This window comes from Bradyrhizobium stylosanthis (assembly GCF_001641335.1).
GTDB lineage: Bacteria > Pseudomonadota > Alphaproteobacteria > Rhizobiales > Xanthobacteraceae > Bradyrhizobium > Bradyrhizobium stylosanthis.
Window position 1 is genome coordinate 142,701 of sequence record NZ_LVEM01000008.1, and the last position, 22,859, is coordinate 165,559.

The window sequence follows — 22,859 nt, forward strand, 5'->3', positions numbered from 1 at the left end:
TCAGGCATGGCCCGCATTATTAATCGACAATGGGCGTACGCGGAGACTCGCGTTCGGATTCCACTGGGCCTTGTCCTGCCCTACGTGGTTCAGGAAGTCGTCGAGCCACTCCTGCGAACCGTTCGAAGGTCCTGAGGCGAGATGCTCAACGGCATCGAGACTGTTCTGCCAGTTTATGCTCGTCGTCTCCTTCGCGCTATTGATATTCCGCGAGGAGTGATGCTCCGGCGAAGAGAGATCATCTTGCTGCACCGTAGAACTCTTCGGGTTGCCACCCGTCAGGCTTGCCGACAGCGCGACGAATGACTTGCCGAGATCCTCGGCTGTGCCGACGGACCTGTGGACCTCGCCATTCTGCGATGCGCTTGCGATCGGGCTCAGGAGGATGTTCGAGATCAGCGTGATACCGCTGGGCTCATCCTCCTTGGCGACCGCAGGTACCGGCGGCGCGATCGTGGCCGTTACCGGCCCAAGCGGGATCAGCGTCATCTGCGGCGTGACTTGCGCGGCAGGCGTGCTCTGCAGCACCGCCGCGGAAGCGGGTGCCGGATGGCCGGCAGGCTCCGGCAGCCGCCTTTCGCCGGCGCGCAGGGTCATCCCGGCCACGTCGTCGCCGAGATCTTCCGGCATTCCCATCGCATTGCCCATCTCATGGACGAGCGTCGAGAGCAGGTCCATGTGTCCGGCAGCCGGGCTCGACGATGCCGCTTCGGAGACTTCGCCGGACAGCCTGATCGAGAACTCCCGGTTGTCGCCGGGTGTCGGGTCGACGAACCAACCCCAACCGGCTGCATTGGGATCGAGAACGATCGTGTAGCCCGTCGTCGCGCCCAGCAGCTGATCCGGCAGGTCGGCCATCAGCACCGTGACCTGATCGAGGATCAACAGACGCGGGTCGTCCGACCCGAGCGCGGCGGCCCAAGCCTGCTTCGCAGCGGCGACGATGGCCGCCAGCTGATCGGCCGCAACAACGGCGACGTCCGTTGCCGGAGGCGCCGCGAGCGCAGCCGCCTGCGGCGTACCGCCGCCGGCATAGGCGATATCGTCACCGCGGATCAGCACGTTGTCGAAGGACGCGTTGCCGTTGCGGGCGTAGAGCCCCAGACCGCCGTCGTGCACCAGGAAGTTATACTTGAAGCTCAGGACACTCTTGCCGTTCAGCACGACGTTGACGCTATTGCCTACGCTCTCGGACAGGGCGACGAGCAGATTGTAGTCGGTCCCGGCCGTGATGGTGGTGCTTGCGACGGCGTCGACGTACCAGGTGCCGTTGCTGCGATGTCCCAGCACGACCTGGTTGGTTCCGGCGACGATGCCGGCATAGAGGAAGTCATTGGTCGACGTGTACGCGAAGGTGAGCCCTGCCGACGCACCGGCCTTGCTCGCATTCACCGTTGCCGAGTACTCGACATACGACAGCGGCGCCACTGCCAGCGGCCTGGTGGACAAGGCGGCATCGTTCGCCGGCGGCACCGCAAAGTAACGGCCGCTCGTCCCGCTGGTGGTGGTCCATGTCCCGGTCTGCGCCACGAACTTGTTCGCGACGCCGTCCGAGAGGTCTTCGAGGACCGAGTAAGTGGGCGTGAACGGAAGCCGCTGCACCGAATAGGTGGTGAAATTGGTCAGGGAGCTGTTGGTCCCAAGACCCAGCATGCCGGTATTGAGCGGGCCGGCAAACGTGTACGACAGCGAATAGCCGTTGAAGGTGACCGTCGCGGTCATATAGTTCGCCGCCAACATGAATGCAGTCTGCTTGTTGACGCCGAGTCCCTTGACCGACAGCGTCGCGAGATCCGTCCATCCCGACGCCGAGCGCTGGCCGATCTCGATCGTGTTGTGAGTGACGTCGATGCCGGCGTACTTGAAATTGTCCGGCGCCTGATAGTCGAAGATCACATAGCTGTTCTGGTTCGACCCGCCGCTGCCAACCTTCAAGGTCACCGGCACCTCATAATAGGTCGGCAGCCAGGTATCGAGATCGAACAGGCTGATGTTGTCGCCGCTGGCCGAACTCTGGCTGTTCGAGTACGAGGCGCTGACGACGCTCCACGAGCCGGCGGCCGCGAACATGCCTGTCGGTCCGCCATTGCCCGTGAAGCTCGCGCTCCGCAGCACGTCGCGCTGCGTGCCCGGGGTGTTGCCGGCCTGCGGATCGGTCGGCGCACCGGTCTGGGCGTGCCAGGCGTCATCCTGCTGCAGTACCAGACCAAGCTCTCCGGCCGGCTCGCCGTTACGGCCCGGGTTCGGGTCATTGACCTTGGTCGGCACCGGCGGCAGCGCGCCGCTGTTCAGGTCGGAATAACGCGTGGCATCAACGCCGTCGCTCAGCGATTCCGCATACAGGAAGTGGTGCAGGAACGGCTGCATCGTGCGGCTGACCGTGGCCATGCCGAACTCGGAGAACGGCACGAGATAGCTGTTGTACTCGCCGACCCAGTCGATCAACCGGTCGCCGCCCGTGTTGGCGATCAGAACGTCCTTCCCGGCTCCGCCGTAGGCCCGATCCTCATAGGTCGGCGCGGTTTCCGGAACGTTGTTGAGCCCGCCTGCCGTCGTCAGGTCATCGTCGGCATTGAGCAGATCGTTGCCCCAGCCGCCATAGGTGTGGTCGCGACCCGTGCCACCGACGATCCAGTCGTTGCCGTTGTCGCCGAAGATATCGTCGTTGCCGTCGTCGCGGACCGGCCCGTACGTCACGGGCTGGTTGCCTGGCGTCGTGCCGCCGGGCCGCAGAACGCCCTCGGTCTGGTCGAAGTTCAGGAACCACTCGAGGCCGGTACCCGTGCTGCTGGCAGTCCCGTCCGCATTGAGGAGAATCTTCCGCATCGGGTTGTTTTCGTCATACAGCGCGAACTCGCCCGTACGGTTCGCGATGTGCGGATGGGTGAACTTGCCGTCGGGATCCACCGGATTGAAGCGCAGCGCGTCGCCGGGATTGAACGGATGGCCGTAGTCGGTCTCGGCAGTGCCTGTCAGATCGAGGGTCAGTGGGTTCTGTATCTGCGTAAAGGAGAGCTTCAGCGCCTCGGCGCCCGAAATTGCATCATCCCCCGACCCGCCATGGATCCAGTCGCTGCCCAGGCCGCCGAAGATGATGTCGTCGCTATGCGACCTCGTCTTGCCGTCGCTCGCGGCGCCGTTGTTCTTCGTGCTGAGGAGCGCGAAGTCGTCCTTGGTTCCGTTGAAGGTCGTATCCACGCTGAAGGGCGTCAGGTCAACGGTCTTCTTCAATGCGCCGCTCACGTTGATCGTGTCGGTCTGCATGTTGCCCGGCGTATAGATGTACTCGTTCAGCGCGTTGCCGTTGCTGTACTTGGGATCGGGATCCGCGGAGAGCAGCGGAGCAATGCCGTTGAGCGGTTCGCCGGCGCTCTTCGTGTACTTGGAGATGTTGGTCGGGTCGGCGCTCAGGCTGTTGCGGCTGGTATAGATCCGGCCGTCGTCGCCGATGATGCCGTCATCGCCGGTGCCGCCTGAAATCCAGTCGTTGCCGTAACCACCGATGATGTCATCGTTCTGGCCTTCGCCGTACAGCCAGTCGTTGCCGAGCTCGCCGTAGATGAAGTCGTCGCCGGACTCGCCATGAACTTCGTCGGCAGCGCCGATGTCGTTCTTAGCAATCGACGGGTTGATGGGATCGGCTCCGTTGACGTCCGGTCCGCCCGGCGAATAGTCGAGCAGCCGCACGGCACGAACCACGATCTTGGCCACGTCGTCGTAAGCCGTCCCTTCCGCGGTGCTGGTATCGTAATTGAAGCGCAGGTAGCCGTTGAAGCTCTGCACCGTGGTCGCGATCGCGGTCGTGGTGAGATCGGCGTTCATCGTGAAGCTGGCGACTGTCCTGAGACCGACCGGATCCGCGACGATACCCTTGACACCGACCAGGCGGATGATGTCGCCGTTATCGCCGACGATCGCGTCCGAGTCATTCGCGTGACCGCTTGCGCTCGTCGTAATGTTGCCGTTCGCATCGCTTGCGCCGTCACCGGCGCCGTTGCGCGCCACTGCCACGCCGGAACCGCCGAAGATCAGGTCCGAGTCGTCCGGGCGCAGGCTCTGGGAAATGTTGAACGTCGGATCCTTGAGGCTGAACATGTCGGAGTTGCCGCCGACCAGGTCATCCTGGTTCTGGTTGCCAAGCAGCAGGTCGTTTCCGGCGTTACCTTCGATGTAGTCCTGGCCATCGGCCGTGCTGTCGAATGACGGGCGCAGCAGCAGGCTATTATCCGAGCCGCGGAACAGATTGCCAGCGATATTGGTCCCGGTCTGGTACACCCCGACGCGTCCGCCCAGCTTGTCGTTCGAGCTCACGAGCATTGCGCCAAGGTTGTTGTCGACCAGGATGTGCGAGACATAGTCGATCGATCCGTCGCCCTGGGCCGTGTCATTGCCGGACTGACCGAAGATCATGTCGTCCTGGGAACCGCCCGCAATGTAGTCATCGCCAAAGGACTTCGAGACGGCCACCGACTTGGTCAGGTCGGGCAGCGTGTCGTACATGGTGACGAGGTAATCGCCCCATGCGCCGTGTCCGCGCGGATCGACCTGCGGAATGCCGTTGGCGTAATCCAGTCCGGCCGCCTGCGTGTCCGTGCTCAGTGCGGTGCTGTAGATCTTCGTGCCGCTCAGCGTCTCGAAGCGGAGATTGGAGTAATTGCCGAAGTGACCGGTGCGGTCGAGCGTGACGTTGTCACCGAAGACGAGGTCACGATCAGTGCCGCCATCGAGCGCATCGTTGCCGGTGCCGCCGATCAGGACGTCTTCGCCGCCGTTGCCGTAGACGATGTCGTTTCCGCCGTTCTGGCGCGACTGGCTGACGATCGCGATGTCACGCGCCGTCGTCTCGATGCGCTGCGGCTTCAGGTCCACCGGCTTGGTGGTATCGCGTGCTCCAGAGACGTCCTGACGCACGTCGCCGAGGTCGGCGAAGATGATGTCGTTATAGTCGCCGAATGCGTTGGTGTTGGTCGAGCCTTGCGCGTCGCCGTAGATCAGGTCGTCGCCGGCCTTGATCGTGTCGACATTGACTGCCCCCGAAGTACCGGCCGCGTTGGCGACCAGCAGCACGCGCCGGATCACGTCTACGTTGATGCCGGAGTCGCCGTAGATCTGATCGCCGCCGCGTCCGCCGATGATCATGTCGTTGCCGGAGCCGCCGGCCAGGAAGTCGCTCGCCGCGCTGCCGATGATCGTGTCGTCGCCGCGGCCGCCATAAGCCGTAATGCCTACGGTCGGCAGACGCCCGTCCGCGATGCCGCCGAACAGACCATGCGCATCGATGACGTCGTTGCCGTCGAACTGATATTGCGCGGCCAGCGGGAAGACGAAGAAGTCCGCATTCTGGCCGAGCCGATTGCGTTCGACGATCGTGTTGGTTTGCGGAACGTCGCCGTTGAGCATGGCGAGCGCGCCGGGCCGCAGGTTCGCAAGATAAAGCGTATCGCGCTTCACCGGACCGCCGCTGATGACGACGGACTGGGAACCGCCTGGCGTAACGGCCTTGTCCACGGTCAGCGTGGTCGCCGTCACATTCAGGACCTTGTAGACTTGGTCGTTGGTTTCGATCGTTGCGCCATAGAGCGCGATCGAGATGGCCTTGTCCGGGGTCACGGGCGTCTTGAACCCGTCATCAAGCCAGCTGCCGGTGGCGCGGGTGATGAAATACTGCCCGCTCGAGCTGGAGAATGAGACCTGGTACTGCGTTCCGATCACCGCGATCGTGCCCACATCGATGCTGATGCGCGCGGTCTCGAAGGTGCTCGGCGCGGTCGGAATCAACTGCTGGACCGCGGCAAGGGTGAGCTGGGTCGCGGTGACGCCGGTGATGACGTAATTCGGGCCCCCACCGCCGTCATTGTAAGTTGTGCCGGAGATCGAGATGCTCTGCCCGATCGCAAACTTGTCGGCAATCCAGCTTCCGCCGGCATCGCTGCGGGTGATCGTGTCGCCGCCGCCGCTGCGGGCAAAGACCAGGGACGTGTAGGTCTTGCCGATCGCGATCAGACCTTCGGGCACGAAGCCCGGATCGAACTGGCCGGAACCGAGCTTGATCGACGCGGTGTTCCACTCCTTGACCGCCTGGGTGGTCGACGTGTTCGAGATGGCCGCATAGCCGGGCAGCAGGTTGTTGAGCACGAGGACGTCGGTCGCGGTGGGATGCGCCAGCGGGTCGGACGACTTGAAGCCGTACACGGTACCGACCGAAGCGCCATTGATCGTTACCAGGCCGTTGACCTTGAAGCCTGCCGTGACCCACGAGGTTCCATCGGCCCTCGTCAGGTTGCCGAACGTATCGTCCGAGACCGAGACCGTGTTGAAGCCGGTGTAGGCGGTGCTGACCTGCACCGTGCCGGCCGGCGCGGTGATATTGTCGAACCCGACCAACGGGCTCGACGGGCTCGACAATGTGAAGGACACATTGTCCATATGCGGCTGCGGCTTGTTGGCGAACTTGCCGAGCGACTGCTGTGTGGCGACGCCGTTGTACCAGACGCCGTCCTGCGACGTGTCGCCATAGACGACGAGCGGCGCGTCGACATTGACCGTCATCGGCACGGCCGTCTGAAGCGGCAGACCGGCGCCGCTTACCAACAAGGTCTTGAAGTGGCCGGTATTGCCGACTTGATCGGCGAAACCGGTAACGATGAAGTTGCCATAGAGCGAGATCTTGGCCGGTTCGGTCGCGCCGAAGTCCAGGGTCGGCACCACGGTGTTGGCCGCCGTCAGCGTCAGCACGGTCGCCGTTACGTTGGCAATCGTGAAGCTGCCGTTGTTGGTCAGGAAGCTGCCGCTGTTGCTCGGGTCGGTGTTCTTGCTGGTCGTGTCGGTGATGACGATTGTCTGACCAATCGTAAACCCGTCGCTTACCCAGTTGCCGCCGCTGCGCGTGATCGTGTCGCCCGTCGCGCTGCGCGCGAAGATGACCTGCGGGAAGCTGAACGTGGCGCTGATGGTCACCTGCTGGCCGACCGCAAAAGCGCTGTCGCCGCTGTCGGTGCCATCCCAGGTGTGCCCGTCGTTGCGGGTCAGGCGATTGGTCGTGCCCGCCGGATCACCTCCGACACCTCCGACCGGTGTGACAGGCGCCGTCACGTCGAAATTGCCGGTCACCACCTCGCTGCTACCATTGACATTGATAGTGTCGCCGCCAATGCGGACGATCGCGACCTTCTGCACCGCGGGCAGCGTCGTGAGATCGGCCCCCTGCAGAGTCAGCTTCGTCGCGGTCGGGTCGTCAGAGACCAGCCAGTAGCCTGACTGACCGCCGATCGTCACGGCCTGTCCGATCGCAAAGCCGTCGCTGATCCAGTTGCCGCCATCGCTGCGGGAGATCGTGGTCTTGGTCAGCGTAAACGGCGTTGCCGCGCTGGACGAAACGATGTTGCGGCTGCTCACCGCCACCACGCCTGACGTCGGCGCCACTGCCCCAAGGGACAGACCATCGAGGATGAGCACGCTGCCGAAGCCCGAAGTCGCCGTCGCGTTGTCGAAGCCGAGCACCGTGCGTGTGCCGAGGAGCCCGCCGATCGAGAATGCCACCTGCTGTCCGGCCGCAAACCCGAGGCTTGCCCAGGTCAAGCCGTCACTGCGCGTGATGCGATTGAAGCCCGCTGCACCCGCTACCGATAGGTTCCCAGTCGTCTGGGTGCCGAGGATCTGACCGGTTACGACGGCGAGCTGGTCGATCACCGAGATCGTGCCCAGCTGCTTGGAGCCGATCGTCAGAGGCGGCGCGCCGGTCGCGGGGAACAACGTCAAGGCGCTGCCCGGCTTGTGGGAGGCGTCCGGTTCGCCGGCCGGCGGATCGCCGATGGCAATGATCGTGTACGACCCGACGACGCCGCCATCGTTCAGCAGCACCTGCTGACCGACCGCAAAGCCGTCCAGCGCCCACTTCAGGCCATCCGAGCGCACCAGCTGATACGTGCCGGGTTGCGTGCCCGCATAGGTGTTGAAATAGCCACCGTTGTTGGCGATCAGCTGCAGCGGCGCATTGCCGCCGCCGTGGATCGTCGTGAGCCCACCATGCTCGGAGACGAGACCGATCGTGCCGTCGGCATTGTGGTCCGGGCCCGGAATGAGGGTGCTGTTGATGTCGAGCTTGTCGTTGCCCTGGCCAAGGAAGATGTTCACGACCTCGAGCGTCGAATGGCTGCTGTCGGTCAGGAATACTTGTTTGGTCGGATCGCCAGGGAACTTCGGGTCCTGCGCCAGCACGATCGAGCCGTAGCTGATGCCGCCGGGATACACGCCGCTCTCGCCGAACGGATGTGCTCCGCCCAGTATCGCCGTGAAGTCGAGCCCCACGTCGTTCATGTTGAGGCCGGTGAGCGCCGTCGATGTCAGCTTGCCCGTGGCAGCGCCCTGGGTGCCGTCACTATAGACATTGAGCACGTCGATCGACTGCGTCTCCGGCGGCTGCGGCGGAATGTTGAAGAACGGGCCATTGGCCTCGCCGGGCAGCAGCACGGCCTGCACCAGCGAGCGGTCGGCACTGGTCGTGCCGCCCTCGACCGCAAGCGGGCCTCTGATGCCGCTCAACGTGTGAGCTGACTTCGGGAAGGCGCGCAGGTTCTCGTGGCCGGGCTGGATGTCGAAATACGGATCCGCCTGCACCTTGATCGTCGCCTGCGTATACCAGGGATATGTGCCATTGGTCGGATCGAATTCGACCCGTGCAGCCATCTGGACCATGTTGACGTTGATGGGCGTGCTCGGCAGCAAACCTCCGGGCGGACGGCCGCTATACTTGACCGGTCCGACAACCGTGCCATGCAGGCCGTCGGTCTCCGGATGGTCGGTCAGCACCATCTTGTCGAGCTTCCCGGCGTCCGTGCCGGTGATCAGATCGATCTTCACCAGCACCGGGCTGCCGCCGGCCAGATTCGTGATCTGCACCAGCTGGCCTTCGAAGAAGCCGCTGTCGAGCCAGCTCGAGCCGTCAGTGCGAACCAGCGTATCGAGCATCTTGCTGATGGCGGCGCCCTTGAGGTCACCCGCCTGCCCGCTCAGCCCGGTCGTAGCCGTGAGCGTCAGTTGCGTGTCGGTCACGCCGCCCGCAGCGATCGTGAAATCGCCCACGATCGTGCCGTCATTGCGCTGCAGGCGGATGATTTCGCCCGCCGCAAAGTTGTCATTGATGAAGCTTCCGATGGCGGACCGCGTGATGACCGCCCCGTTCACCGTGATGTTGCCGGTGAACATCAGGAACGCCTCGTCCGCGACGGTATACTTGACCGTCCCGTTGTTATAGACGCCGTTCGACTTGACGGTGGTGATCGAGATGGTCTGGCCGGCCGTGGAGTTGAACGTCCCCGACACGCTCGGCAGGACCGCGCCGCCGACGTTGGTCAGCTTGATGAACTGATCGCCCACCGATCCCTTGGCGGCATCGATCTTGTAGGTGCCGTCCACGCCACCCGGGCCGGTGCCGGTGATCGTGATGGTCTGCCCCGGCAGGAAGCCGTCGGCGATGAAGCTGCCGAGCTCGGAGCCCGGGGCGCGCTTGATCATCCACACGCTGGTGGACGGATCCTGGCCGACCGAGATGTTGCCCTTGGTGAACAGGGTCAGGGTCTGGGTAAAGCCGGTCTGCTTCAGGGTGATCTGGGCGCCGTCCGGGATGATGTCGGTCTGTCCGTCGGTGATCACGTCGACATTGACCGTGGTCAGCGGCACCTTCGTCAGGCGCATCGTGTAGGTGTCGGGGTCGCCGGGCCCCTGGGTGGCCGTGCCGGCGCTCACCAACGTGGCGCCGCCGCTCTCGAGCGTGAAGAGGCCCGCTGCGCCGTCGTCGAAGACCTGGGCGTCGATGTTCTGGGTGATACCCGAGCCATTGATGCGGAACTTCACAGGCAGCAATGCCGTGGGATTCTCGACGGCCGGAATCACCGTCAGCCGCGTGGTCAGCGTCAGGATCTTGCCGGTCACGTCCACGCTCTTGATGACGAACAAGGCGTTGTTGGTGAGGCCGCCTGCGATGGTCTGCGTGCCGGAGATGATGATGTTCTGGCCCGCCTTGTACCCATCGGTGATCCAGCTGCCCGTGTCACGGGTGATGGTATCGCCGGTGGCATGCTGCGCGAACGTCAGCTGGACACCCGAATAATTGATGCCCACAGCGGCATTCTTATAGGCGGTATCCGTCGTCGCGTGCCCGGCAATCGTGTCGACCACGGCCGCCGTAATCGTCGTGTCGTGCGGATCCTCGGTGGGCAGACGCTGTATCGCATGCGTCGTCACGATGACCGGCGTGGTGTCGCCAGGTCCGAAGGTGATGTAGTAGACGCCGTCCTGGTCGGGCAGCGCAGCCTGAACAACGTGGAATCGGGCATCCGTGGAGCTCAGCGAAACGCGGAGGTCCTTCGGCACGCTCGGATCGAGATACTGCGGATTGATCGCCACCTGAACGGTGCCGGTCGGCGGGGTTGCAAGCTCGACCGCGAAATAGTCATCCACCGAGGTGATCGGCGGCGGATCGACCGGAGCGGTCGTGCCCTCGAGCACCTTGGTCACGCCGTCCACCGGCCGGCCATAGCCCGGATATTTCACGAAGTCCGGCACCGTGACCGTGGCATCGAGCTGCGTCACCTTGACGGCGGGCTGGTCGTTGTCGTGGATCGTGACCTCGACGTTGCGCACGATCGCGTGGTCGAAGGTCGGATCGGTGCTCAGCACCGTATGGCTGATCGCAACGGTCCGGTCGCCTTCGGCGAGCTGATCGTCGACCGCCATGACGTGAACATACTGTTCCGTGTCCCAATTGCTGCTGTCGAACACGAGCACGATGGCACGCGCCGGCACGTGGATCAGCGTGCCGTTGAGCACGACGTCGCGCGCATAGGCTGCCGGCGTCAACAGGCCGGCCTTGTCCTTGTCGCCCATGGCAAGCGGGTTGCCGGACGCCAGCAGGATGCTGTCGCCAAGTCCCAGCGTGTCGATGATGTCGCCGGAGGCGATCGCACCGGCCGCGACATGCTCCTCCTCCGGGTTCATCGCGGCCGAGATCGTGATGTAGACGGATGTTCCGACGACGGGGATGTGCCCGAGGCGAATGCCGTAGACGTCGTCGGCAGGATTGCCGCTGATCAGCTTACCTTCCGTCACGTCGGTGATGCTCGGGCTCAGATCGTGCGGAACGTTCTCGTCGATGATCACCTGCCCCTGGTCGGGACGCGAAACGCTGAGCGAGATGCCGTCGGGAACGACCGGCTTGTATGCGCCATCGTCGGTCGAGATGCGGTGATTGATGGTCGAGCTCGTGCCGTTGATGTCGCGCGACACCACGTCACCGGCCACGTCGCCCGCGACATTGATGGCATCGTTGCCCAATCCGCCGATGACGCGGACGGCCATGCCGGGCGGCGTGCTCAGCACATCGATAGTGTCGTCGCCTTCGAGAGCATCGACCTCGAGCACCTCGATGTTCTTGTAGGTGACGGTCAGACCGGCGCCGAAGATGCCCTTTTCGGTCACGACGATATGGTCGGCGAACTCGGTACCGAGGATCACCAGCTTGTCGAAGCCCGAGCCGCCATCGACCGAAACCGGTGCATTGATGTTGTATTCCACCTGGTTGCTGCCGGCGCCGGTGCGGATCGCAGTCTCGGCCGCGGTCGAGAAGCCCTTGGTCAACTTCGGCATCGCGATCTGCTGCACAGGATCGAGCCAGACGATGTCGCCGCTGGTGGGATCGGTCTGGGCGAGCGCGAACGCGCGGACCGTGAAGAGGTCGTTGCCGTCGTCGCCTTCGAGACGCAGCACCGCCTGGTTGCTGTAGACCGTGAACGTGTCGTCGCCGCTGCCGCCCTCGGCAACCAGCGGAGAGGTAGCACCGGCGGACAGCCAGCCGCGTGTCGTTGCAACCGTGCCGTAGATGCTCTGCGGGGTGAGCGAGTTCGGAAGCTGCGGGAACAGGTCCGCGGCAGTGACGATCGATCCGCCCAGCGTGTTGCCGAGTGGTCCCGCCGAATGCGTGCTGGCATCGCGCTGATAGCCGTAGATCTGTCCAATCTGGAAGGTGTCGTTGGCGGCACCGCCGTCCAGGGTGGTGGTCGTGGCATCGTCGTCGACCGCGAAGTAGTCGTTGCCGCCCTGCCCGAACACCATCAGCCGGCCGTTGACCGAACTGTCGTAGTTGATGCGCTGGACAGATTCCGAGCGCACGCTTCCGTCGGCCGGTTGGTCAGAGGCCTGCGCCTGCGTGAGGGCCGTACCGGGCTTGGTCGGATCAAAGTCGAGCACGGCGACGAAGGCCGACTCGTTCGCGTAGAGCTGCGGACGGGATCCGGTCTCGCGCGGAATGTCGGTCGTGCGGCGGAGCAGGAAGATGTCGTCGAACGCCTTGCCCGCGCCGATGAAGTTCGGATCGATATTGTCCTTGCCGTAGACAGAGAGGTTGTTGACGCCGTCCGTCGGCCCGCCGCTGTCGAGCACGTTGATGACGTAGTTGCGATTGTAGAGGTCGACCGGATTTCCCTGCGCATCCGTCTTTCCCTGCGTACCTGTCGTATTGATGACATAGGTATCGGTGCCGGCCTGGCCGTCGAGGGTCAGCGTGTCGCTCGACGCCGTCGCCGCAGCGGTCTGGGTGTACACCATCGACTGGAGCTCGTTGACCACGAAGAAGTCTTCGCTGTCGCCGGTCGGGGCAAACGGATTGAGCCTGGTATTCTTGATCTTGACGTTGACGTTCGTGGCCGTCGAGACGACCCGGGCGGAGCTCAGGGTCAGCACGGTGGCCGCCGCCGAAATGCCCGTAACGGTATAGACGCGATTGTTGGCAATCGGATTGTTGACGTCGTCGGAATCAACCGTGATGACATCACCGATCGCGAAGCCGGCGAAGGTGCCGCCATCCGTACGCGTGATGGTGTCGCCATTGGGATCCGGCGCAAACGTCACCTTCGCGTCGATCCCGGCCGTCGTCGTGGTCGGCGTGTTGCTGCCATAGGCGCGCGTATTGCCGCCGGAATAGAACGACATCAGGCGAGCCGGTCCGAGCAAGCCGGTCGGAATGGTCTGGCCCTGTCCGCCCGGAATTTGCGAGGACGGCGTGCCGCTCAGGCCACCAAGCCACGTCTCGTCGAAGAAGATCTGGTCGGTATCGGCATTGCCGAAGATCCGGGTGAGATATCCGCTCGCGGTCGGGCCGTGCGCGATGACGCCGCGCAGGTGCATGACGGTGCCGTACTTCGGCGAATCGTCCGGCGTATCGCTGTCGAACTGCGCCACGCCGCTGGAGAGTTCGCCGGTTCGGCGGAAATCGCCGTAGATGTCGACGTTCTTGGCGGCGAGGATCTGCGAATTGACTTCCGTCGTCACGTTATCCGCGACGCGCAGCAGAATCGACCCGTTGGGCGTGTTGACGAGACCATGCGCCATGGCCTCCGGCGCGTTCTCGAGGAACAGCACGCTCCCCGAATTCAGCAGGTGCAGGTCTTCGCCCTGCACGGCGCTCTCGCGCACCGTAAAGCGGATATTGCCATTGATGTCGCCGTCGCCGCCGGCGATCCCCAAGGCCTGCAGCAGCACGACCTCGGCATTGCGGGCGTAGAACGTCCCGACCGCCGTCGTCGGCAAGGCTTCACTGAGATCGATGCTGCCGGTCGCCCGTGCGCCGATCGTACCATAGCCGTAGGCCTGCGAATCGATCTCGAGGTCGTTGCCGCCGTTCGCATTGCCGATATTGCCGCCCTCGGCGAACAGATTGATGGTATTGCCGATGACGTTGGCGGTGTCGCCGCCGAGGCCACCGTTGCGTGCATCGACGATCGAGCCGGGATCCGTGGCGAGTGTCACGTCGCCCTTGGTCTGGACCAGCTTGACTTCGAGATCGTCGATCTCCTTGTCGAAGGCATCCGTGTGCAGTGCACCAGCGCTGCCGAGCAGACCCAGGGACTCGGTACCTCGGACCACTTCGGTGATGAAAACGCCCTGCGTATCGTTCTTGCTGGCGACCGCGATGTCGTTGGCGGTCAGCACGCCGAGGCCCGCGCCCGTTCCATAGAGCTCGTCAACGTTGATCTCGAGGAAGTTGTCAGTGGTTCCGATGCCGCCCGTGCCGGACTTGTCGCTGGCCGTGCCGGTGATGCCGCTGTCGCCCGCGGTCATGGTGATATTGACGGCGGTGACGTCGGCCTCGAAGCCGATGCCGTCGTTCAGCGCATCGATGATCTTCCTGGGCGAATGCAGCGTCACGTCGTTCGCGGTCGACATGATGCGGCCGACGCGCACATCGTCCGTCTTTTCGGCGAGGTCGATCCAGCCGTTGGTCAGCACATCGACATGATGGCTATCGCTCGACGACGGCGCACCGCCGCCGACGATCTCGGTGATCGCCTTGACGTTGATGATCTTGCCGTCGCCAGCGGTCGGCTGCGCGGCTGTGAGAATGATGTTGCTGTTCGACTGGATTCCGGGCCTGTACAGATTGCCGTCCGTATCGAAGGCGCGCACGTCGTACGTGCTGTTGATCGTGTTGTTGGGCGCCAGCGTGGCGAACGCACCGACGTTCTCCGGCACCGGCGAGCCGATCGGCTGGTTGAAGAACGTATTGTAGATCTCACCGTTCGGATTCGGGTGCGCCTTGTACCGCACCTCGACGCCGCCACTATTCGGAACCCCCGTCTCCTCGACGCTGGGCTGCATGATGATGTTGGTCGTGCCGCCGGTGACCACGGCGTCGATATGGACGCGGTAGTCGGTGACCGTGTCGTCGCGCAGCCGGCCGAGCACGTCGAGATTGGCATCGCCCGCGGCCTTGACCGTGAAGCGCTGGGCAGGCGTCAGCGAATGACTGGTCGTCAGCGTCGATGTGCTCGGGTCAAGCGTCAGCGCCAGTCCCGGATTGGACAGGGACGCAAGCTTGATCGAGAGATCGCCCGGCGACGTGATGACGACGTAGTATTTGCCGTCCGTCAGCCCGCCGATGGCCGTGCCGCTGGTGTGATACTGCACCAGTTCGCCGCCGAAGAATTGATTCCGACCAAGGAAGATCGACCCGTCGGTGGCGGCCCGCGCGGTCAGGAAGGTCGTCGCAGCCGGCAACCCCGCGGCTTCCACCTGGTCGATATTGACCCGCCCCCCGACACCCACGCCGGCATTCGCCGACTCGATATCGACGATGTTGGTGCGCACCAGCGACGCATTCGGATCGGCGCTGGTCAGGTCACGCGGCTTGGTTGCGCGAACGTTGCCGTTGGCATTGCGGATGATGGTCGTGCCGATCGGGTTCTCGATGGTTCCCTGCAGCAACACGGAGTTGGCGTTGCCGAAGTCCTCGATCTCCACCCGCGTCGGCGTGACGGTGCGCTTCAGATTGAAGCTGATCGTCGGCGTGTTGTCGTACGGCACGAAGTCCACGATCGGGTGATTGGGACCGCGATTGAGGACATCGATGTTGTTGATCTTGAGATCGAACCCGGAATTATTGGTGATCAGCACCTGCTGGTAGGAATCCCGGAATTCCCAGGTCCCGCTGCCCGCACCCGGCGAGCCGTTGCCACCGAGGATGGTCGGCGAGTCGAAATAGACCTCGCCCGGATCGTCGTTGACGATGTTGTCGACATTGATCACGCCGCCCGAAACGGCGTTGCTTCCGAACAGCGGCTCGAACACGCCGTTCACGGAGATGTTCACCGCCTTGTCGATATTCCCGGAGGAACTGATGACCAGCTCGGGCGAGCGCCCGGAGAAGATCACCACGTCGGAGCTGAAGTCGATCTTGCGCGTGACCGTCGGATCTTGCGGGCCCGAACTGCTGCCGCCGGCGGCGAGCGAACGGCGCTTCACATCGCCATGGTCGACGAAGCCGATCTTGCCGTTCTTCGTGTCCGAATAGAGCGCCAGGTGATTATAGCCCGTGATGTCCTGCAGCGCCGGGTCGTTGGGATCTCGCGGACCCGCCGTGACCAGCGAGTGGAGCTCGCCAAGAATGGTCGACCCGAGCGTCGTGTGGTTGTCGGCCGACCCGTCGACATAGCCGAACAGGCCCGTGGCACGGCCGAACGCATCGGCAACAGACGTGACCGCCTGATGGTCGGGAGCCGAATTCGGATCGGGATTGTAATAGCGTGCGACCAGATCGACGCCTTCATAACCCATTAGCGAGGCATTGGCGTGCAGATTGACATTGTTCTGGGCGTTGATGGTCGTGTCGGCCGAGCCGGTGCCGACCGCAACCAGGCCGCCGCCGTCGCCACGCGACCGTGCCTCTACGTCCATCCACGGCACCGTGGCCGCGGCCAGAATCGCACGCGCCGTCAGCGACGCCGCCGTGGCGAAGTCCACGGTCGTCTCGTCGGTCGAGCTCGAGGTCGCATAGGCATTGCCGTCGCCGCCGATGCCAATACCGGTCGAGCCCGAATTGGTCGACTGGGCGGTGCCCGTCGTCGCCGCAACGATCGCCGTGTTGCCCGCCAGGACGTCGGAGCCGTCCTTCATCTTTGCAGTGGTGGTGTTGTTGACGGTGGAATGGGTGTGCGTAATGGCAACGCCCACGGCGCCGCCGGTCGTGGACCGTGCCGCGGCCGAGGCCCCCGTAAACAGGTTCGATGTCAGGTTGAAATTGCCACCGGCAATGATGCGCGTGCCGGCGGTGACCCACACTTCACTCTTGTTGGTCGAATCACTGGTCGCGGACGAACCGCCGACGCCCACCAGGCCGCCGGTGCCGTTGGCACCGCTGGCGCTGCCGCTGGTGATCGAGTTGGTCGTGATCGACACGTCGAGATTGGCGTGCGCGAGGCCGGCCTGCATGTAGGCGTTGACGGTCGGGCTGTCGGTGATCGTGCCATCGTTGATGTTCACGCCGACGAAGCCGCCGCCCGAGCCGCGCGCGACCGCAGAGGAGTTGCCGTCGCCGATCGGAGGCGACAGCACCGAGAGCGGGACGCCGCCCGGTCCCGTGAGGGTCGCGCCCGTCACGTTGCCGGTGATGTCCATGCGGATCCACTGATTGCCGGTGGCCGTGCTGGTCAGGTCGACGCTTTCGGGCCCGATCTTGTGGTTGCTGGTCGGCGAATCCGGGCCAATGAGAGTCAGTGCCGGACCGTTCGGCGCGAGCGCGAGCTGGAAGGAATCGTCGTTCTCGGGATTGATGACGTAGAAGGTGCGTCCGTCGGCATTGAAGCGGGTAAGGCCGCCGTCCGTCGAATATTGCATCGGCAGGTCGCCGCTCCTGACGAGGCTGTGCACCGCGGCCTTGTCGGCGGCAATGGACTTGGTGAAGACGCCCGCGGCGACGACATTGTCCGTGTCCTTGAGCGTGAGGGTTTTGCCATCCGCCGAGATCGCGCTGATGGTGAAGCTGCCGTTGTTGGTCGACTTGTCGGTCGCGGTGGTACCGCCGCTCAGAGACACCACCTGCCCGACCTTGTAGCCGTCGGCCAGGAAGCTGCCGGAGCTGCGCTGGATCTGGTCGAGATTGCCGCCCGCACCGTCGTTGATGAACGTCAGCGCCAGAGTCTGCGCCTTGGTCGGCGCCAGCGCGATTGCGTTGCTCTCGATGGTCTTGGTGAAGTCGCCGCCCGTGACGGTGTTGTTGACGCTGAGCTTCAACGTGTCGTCGGTGACGTCCACCAACGTATAGGTGGTGTTATTGGTGGCGACTGCGCCGGTGACGGTGATCTGCTGTCCGATCGCAAATCCCGCATCCTTCCAGCTCCCCGACGCGCGCGTGATCGTGTCGTTGACGGCGTTATTGCCGCTCTTGTGGAAGGTGACGGCGACATCTTTGACGTAGGCATCGAGCTGCACGATGCTGTTGTTGGTGCCTCCGGCACCGGAGATGCGATAGGTCGTCCCGTCCTTCAGGCCACCGATGGCGGCCCCGTTGGTCACGTGATAGATGACCTCATCAGTGTTGTTGAAGCCGGACGGGATCGGCTTGCCGTCGTTGCCCGTGTTGTCGGCGGTGCCGGACGTGTCGATAAACTCGATGTTGTTGGCATTCGTGTTGTCGTGGAGCTCCGCCACGCCGCCGCTGGTCGTGTCGTTGACGTCGACCTGCTGGTTCGAGAAGGTCATCGCGGCCGGCGCGTGATAGGTCACCGGCAGGTTGGTCGCGTAATTGGTGCCGGTCACCGTAATGGTCGATCCGGACGGCGTGAAATTCTTCAGGGGGTCGTTGGCCGGGACCGACGGGTCATAGGTCGTCAGCTTGATCGACGTGCCGTCGACCACCTTGACCCAGTACAGATTGCCGCTGGTCAGGCCGCCGATCTGGGTGCCGCCGGCCGTGATGTACTGCACCTTGTCGCCGGTGATGAAGTGATGCGGCGCGTCGAACTTGATCGTGTCGGTATCGACGTTGACATTGTTGGAACCACCGCTGAACTGCGAACCAAACGAAAGGTCGTTGCCGTCGACCGACAGGACGCTGTACTCGCGGTTCTGCGTCAGGCCCGACTGGGTCGCTCCGTCGAAGACGGCAGCATCGCCCGTATTCAAGCCGTGATTATCGACTTCCACGGTGTTGTTGGCATCGCTGCCGGCCACCACGGCGTAGGTCGGCGCCGGCTTGCCCTGGGGCGTCGCTTCGGCATGGACCGTGATGCTGCCTCCTGCGTCGATCGATGCCGCCATGGCATAGGCAGTGGCAACGGGCGTCAGACTCGTGGTCGCCTTCGAGCCGCCGACGCTGATGCCGCCGATGCTCGTGCCCTTCGTCAGCGCGTCCGCTTCGGGATGGGACAGCGCGTTGACGTCGAGGTTGGAGCTGACCTTGATCGTGCCCGTGGATGCAATGTAGCCCTTGACGGTCGTATTGGCGGTTGCGTTGGTTACGTTCAACTGGCCTGCATACATGCCGCCGGTGGCGGCTTCCGCAACGGCATTGGCCGAATCGACCGACTTGCCCTGCACCGTCAGATTGGACGCGCCTGCCGTGTTGTTGGCGCCGACGACCTGGCCGTCCAGATGGGCTTCGATGTCGCCATCGGTGTGCGCCTCGGCCGAGGTGCCGCCGAGCCCCGCGAATCCGATCGCGACGCCGCTGGCCTTTGCAGCCGCCAGATCATGGCCTTCCGCCAGGATCTTGACTTCGCCCGTTCCTGCGATGGTCGCGCCACTTCCAACCACCGTCTCGAGGATCGGGCTGTTGGTCGATTTCGCAACCGCACCTGATGCCGCCGCGACGCCTCCGGCGCCCGCGAATGCCGTCGCCGACGATCCGTAATCGTCCGGCGCCCCGACATTGGCGTTGGTCTCGACGGTGACGTTGCGGGCCTTGACATTGCCCTTCACCAGCTTCGAACGCACCTGGGGCCTGGCATCGACACTGGCCCAGGACAGGCCAGCCGCAAAGCCGCCAACGCTGACGCCCGTGACGGTCGCATCGAGGTTGTCGGTCGACGAGGCCGAGACCTTCAGGTCGCCGGTGCCGTTGAGCGTGATGTTGGCGCCGTTCGCACCGTCGCCGACCTTTGCGATCACATCCGGCGTGACCGTCACGAACGAGAAATTGGCGGTGAGCGCGACGCCGCCGCCCGCGAGACCAAAGGCATTGGCCTTGACCAGCACAGTGGAATCCGCGTCGACGGTGACGCTGCCGACGTTGTCGCCGACACCCTGTCCGATCGACACGTTGTCGCCGATGAAGGCGAGCACGTCCGTCGCGCTGTCGTTATGCACGTCGACCTTGGTGAAGGACGCACCCGCCGCGACACCGCCGACCGATATGCCGACTGACAGGACATTGATGTCCTGCTTGGCATTGGCATGAATGTCGATATCCGTCGCCTTGTGCACGACCGCACTGTCGATCAGACCTGCGGTCACCGTGCTGGTGTCGTTGATCACGGCAACGCCGGCGCCGATGCCGATCACGCCGCCCACAGCCGCGAATGCGACCTCGTCGACCTTCTCGTAGAGGTCGGCATGGATATTAAGTGCGCCGCCCGCGGACAAGATGCCGCCGGCGGTCGCCGACACGTTGGAGGCGATGTTCAGAACACCGATGCCCGCCCCGATTCCGGCGAGGCCGATGGCGATACCGCCCTGCGTCGTGGTCATGTGCAGGTTTTCCACCGCGTTCACGGAGATGTCGCCGTTCACCGCGGTGACGTGGGCGCCGCCACCGATCGCCGCGTTGGTACCCACGGTCGGTCCGGTCAGTGCGTTGCCGAGCGTGGTTTGGCTGGGAGCCTTGGTCGAGAACCCACCGGTACCGTTCAGCGACTGGTACGAGATCGCGGAGGTACGATCCTGCGAATTGGAAGCCGTGTTGGGGTCGGTGCTGCCGTTGGTGAGACCAACGTTGCCGACGATGGACTGCGTGGCGCCACCTGCGGATGCGCCGAAGGAGATCGCGTTGGTGTCGTTGTTGGCGTCATCGAAGGTATTGTACAGCTTGAAGGTCTGATGATCGCCCGTATCGCGGACGAAATAGCTATTCCCGTCTGTGAGGTTGGTGATTCCTGCCGATCCGCCGTTGTAGTAGGTGACCTTCGAGCCAGTGGTCAGCTTGTTGCCGGCCGCAATCTGGATGGTGCTTGCGCCCAGATTGACGCCACCGGTGCCAAACTTGCCCCCGGTGCCGCTCATGGCGTCGGAAAGCTTGCCGCTGGCGTCCGAGCCCTGCTTCGTCGCATCGCTGTCGGCCGATGGGCCGCTGCCGCCCTTGGCGAGCGAATTCTGCTGCGGCGCGGCGCCGTCGCCGGTGTAGTTGCTGGCCATTTGCGTGCCGACCGACCACACGCTGACGGACGCGGCGAGTCCGATGATACCGCCTGCACCGCTCGCGGCGATACTGGCGATGTCCTTGATACCGAGTGCATTGACCTTGACGTCACGGTTGGCCGCGACGTTGGCACCGGACTTGATCTCGGCATTGATGCTATTGCGCATCACGCCGATGTCGACGGCACCGGCCATCGCGTCGACGCCACCGGCGATACCGCCGGCGAATGTCGCGACCTGTGCGTCATTGGCGGCATTGACCCACACCGACTGGTCGCTGGTGCCGGTGTTGTTCGTCCAGTTCACGTCCGCGTTGTCGATATAGGCGTGCGTCGTACCTGCGAGCGTGGTGACGGTCACACCGCCAGCCAGGCCAATGAAGCCGCCGCCGGCCGCAACGTTGAGATGGAACACGTCCTCATGCGATTCCGCCTCGACCAGGACGCCCTTGACGTTCGCCCTATCGAAGTCGGTGGGGCTCTGTCCGCCGGTCAGGGTGCCGACCATCCCCGTCGCGCCGGCGCCGTTGCCGCCGGCATGCACGATCGCGTGCGCAGCGGCCGACCCGCTGTCGATGTAAGCCTCGGTCGTCTTGTTCAGGCTGATGACGCCAATCGACGCACCCGCGCCTCCGAGCCCGAAGCCGCCCGCGCCATCGACAATCGTGATGTCGGTCGCGTCGGTCGAATGCACGACAATGCTACCCCAGGCGTCGGCCGAACCGGCCATCCTCGCGGTGGTCGTGTTGTTGACGACCAGCACGCTGACCGCGCCGCCGATGCCGACCGTGGCGCCGGCGATGCCGAAGCCGACCAGCAACATGTCTTCCTTGGCATTGGCATCGACGACGATGTCGCCCGCCAAGGCGTTCACCTGCGAGCCGGCCTCCGTCGAGGCCGTCGTGACGTTGCTGATTACCGTCACGTCGACAGCGGGCGCGACTGCACCGCCGCCCGAGACGGCTACGGAGGCGGCAACCGCAAGATGGTGCACGTCGCTGGCGGCACTGACGTTGACGTTGCCGGCAGTGGCCGTGACCTGCGCGCCCGCGTTGACGGTCGCCGTCGTCGTATCGTTGATCGAGTTCACGACAGCGCTGAGCGCAACCGCCGCGCTGCCGGCGCCGGCGAGGCCGGCTGCCAGGCCGTTGATCTGATCATAGTTGGTCGAGGTGATCGTGATGCCGGTCTGATCGGTGACGAACGGATCGATCTTGACCTTGCCGCCGAGCATGCTGCTGCTGGTGCTGGGGTTGTTCGGCCGCGCGTTGCCGTCGTCATCCTTCACCGTCGGCGCGTCGGAATTGCTGACCGTCGGCGAGACCACCCGCCCCTGGCCCGCGAGAGTGTCGGCATTGGGCGAGCCGTTGATGCTGCCGGTGTCGATCTTGCCCTGAGTCCCGCCGTCGCCCGAGGTGACGGGATCGAGGTGGCCCGTGGCGGCATGGATCGACTGGTTTCCGGAGGCGGATACGATGGCGTTGCTGCCGACGAAGGCTTCCGTATGCTTGTTGGTGACGGTGACGACCGCACCCGCGGTAATCGCGGCGGAACCTGAGAAGCCCACCACGCCCACGATTGCATTGAGCTCGGTTCGTTCGTCGGCCTGGATGGCGATTGATCCGTCGGCGTGAACGTTACCGGCGCCGGCGCTGGCGATCCCGTCATCGGGGTCGTCGCCGATGAAGGCGCGCGTGTCGACGTTCAGCACGTTGACCGAAGCATCGACGGTCACGGCGACATTGCCGCTGGCCGAGATGCCGGCGCCGATGGCCGTAATCGTTTCCTTCGAGGTTGCCTGGACGTTGATATTGCCGCCGATCGTCGAGTGCACGCCGGACTCGATGAAGGCGTCGGTGTGCTTGTTGACCACCGCGACCGCCGCACCCGCACCGGCCGCAGCGCCGGCAGATACGGCGAGGTTGCCCGCCACGGACACGAACTTGGTCTGATCGTCGGCATGGACGGTGAGATTGCCGCCGGCATTGACGGTCGCAGACCGGTCGACGAACGCGCGTGTGTCCTCGGTCAGGATGTTGATGACGCCCGCGCCGGCGAACGCGAAGCTTCCGGACGACCCGGCACCGGCCGCGCCGATCGCAGCCTCCGTTTCCGTCGAATGCGCGTTGACGGTGATATTCTTGCCGGCCCCTGCCGACGTCGTCACCGTCGCGCTCTGGC

Annotated in this window: 1 protein-coding gene (only partly in view); it reads right to left on the minus strand. The window is 64.2% G+C overall.

Going from position 1 to position 22,859, the window contains the following annotated elements; translation table 11 throughout:
- On the minus strand, positions 1–22,859 hold the 3' portion of the coding sequence (locus A7X65_RS38485) for an LEPR-XLL domain-containing protein (RefSeq protein ID WP_063694617.1). It continues 5,380 nt past the right edge of the window; only the last 22,859 of its 28,239 coding nucleotides appear in the window; its start codon lies off the right edge, out of view; it ends in the stop codon at positions 1–3.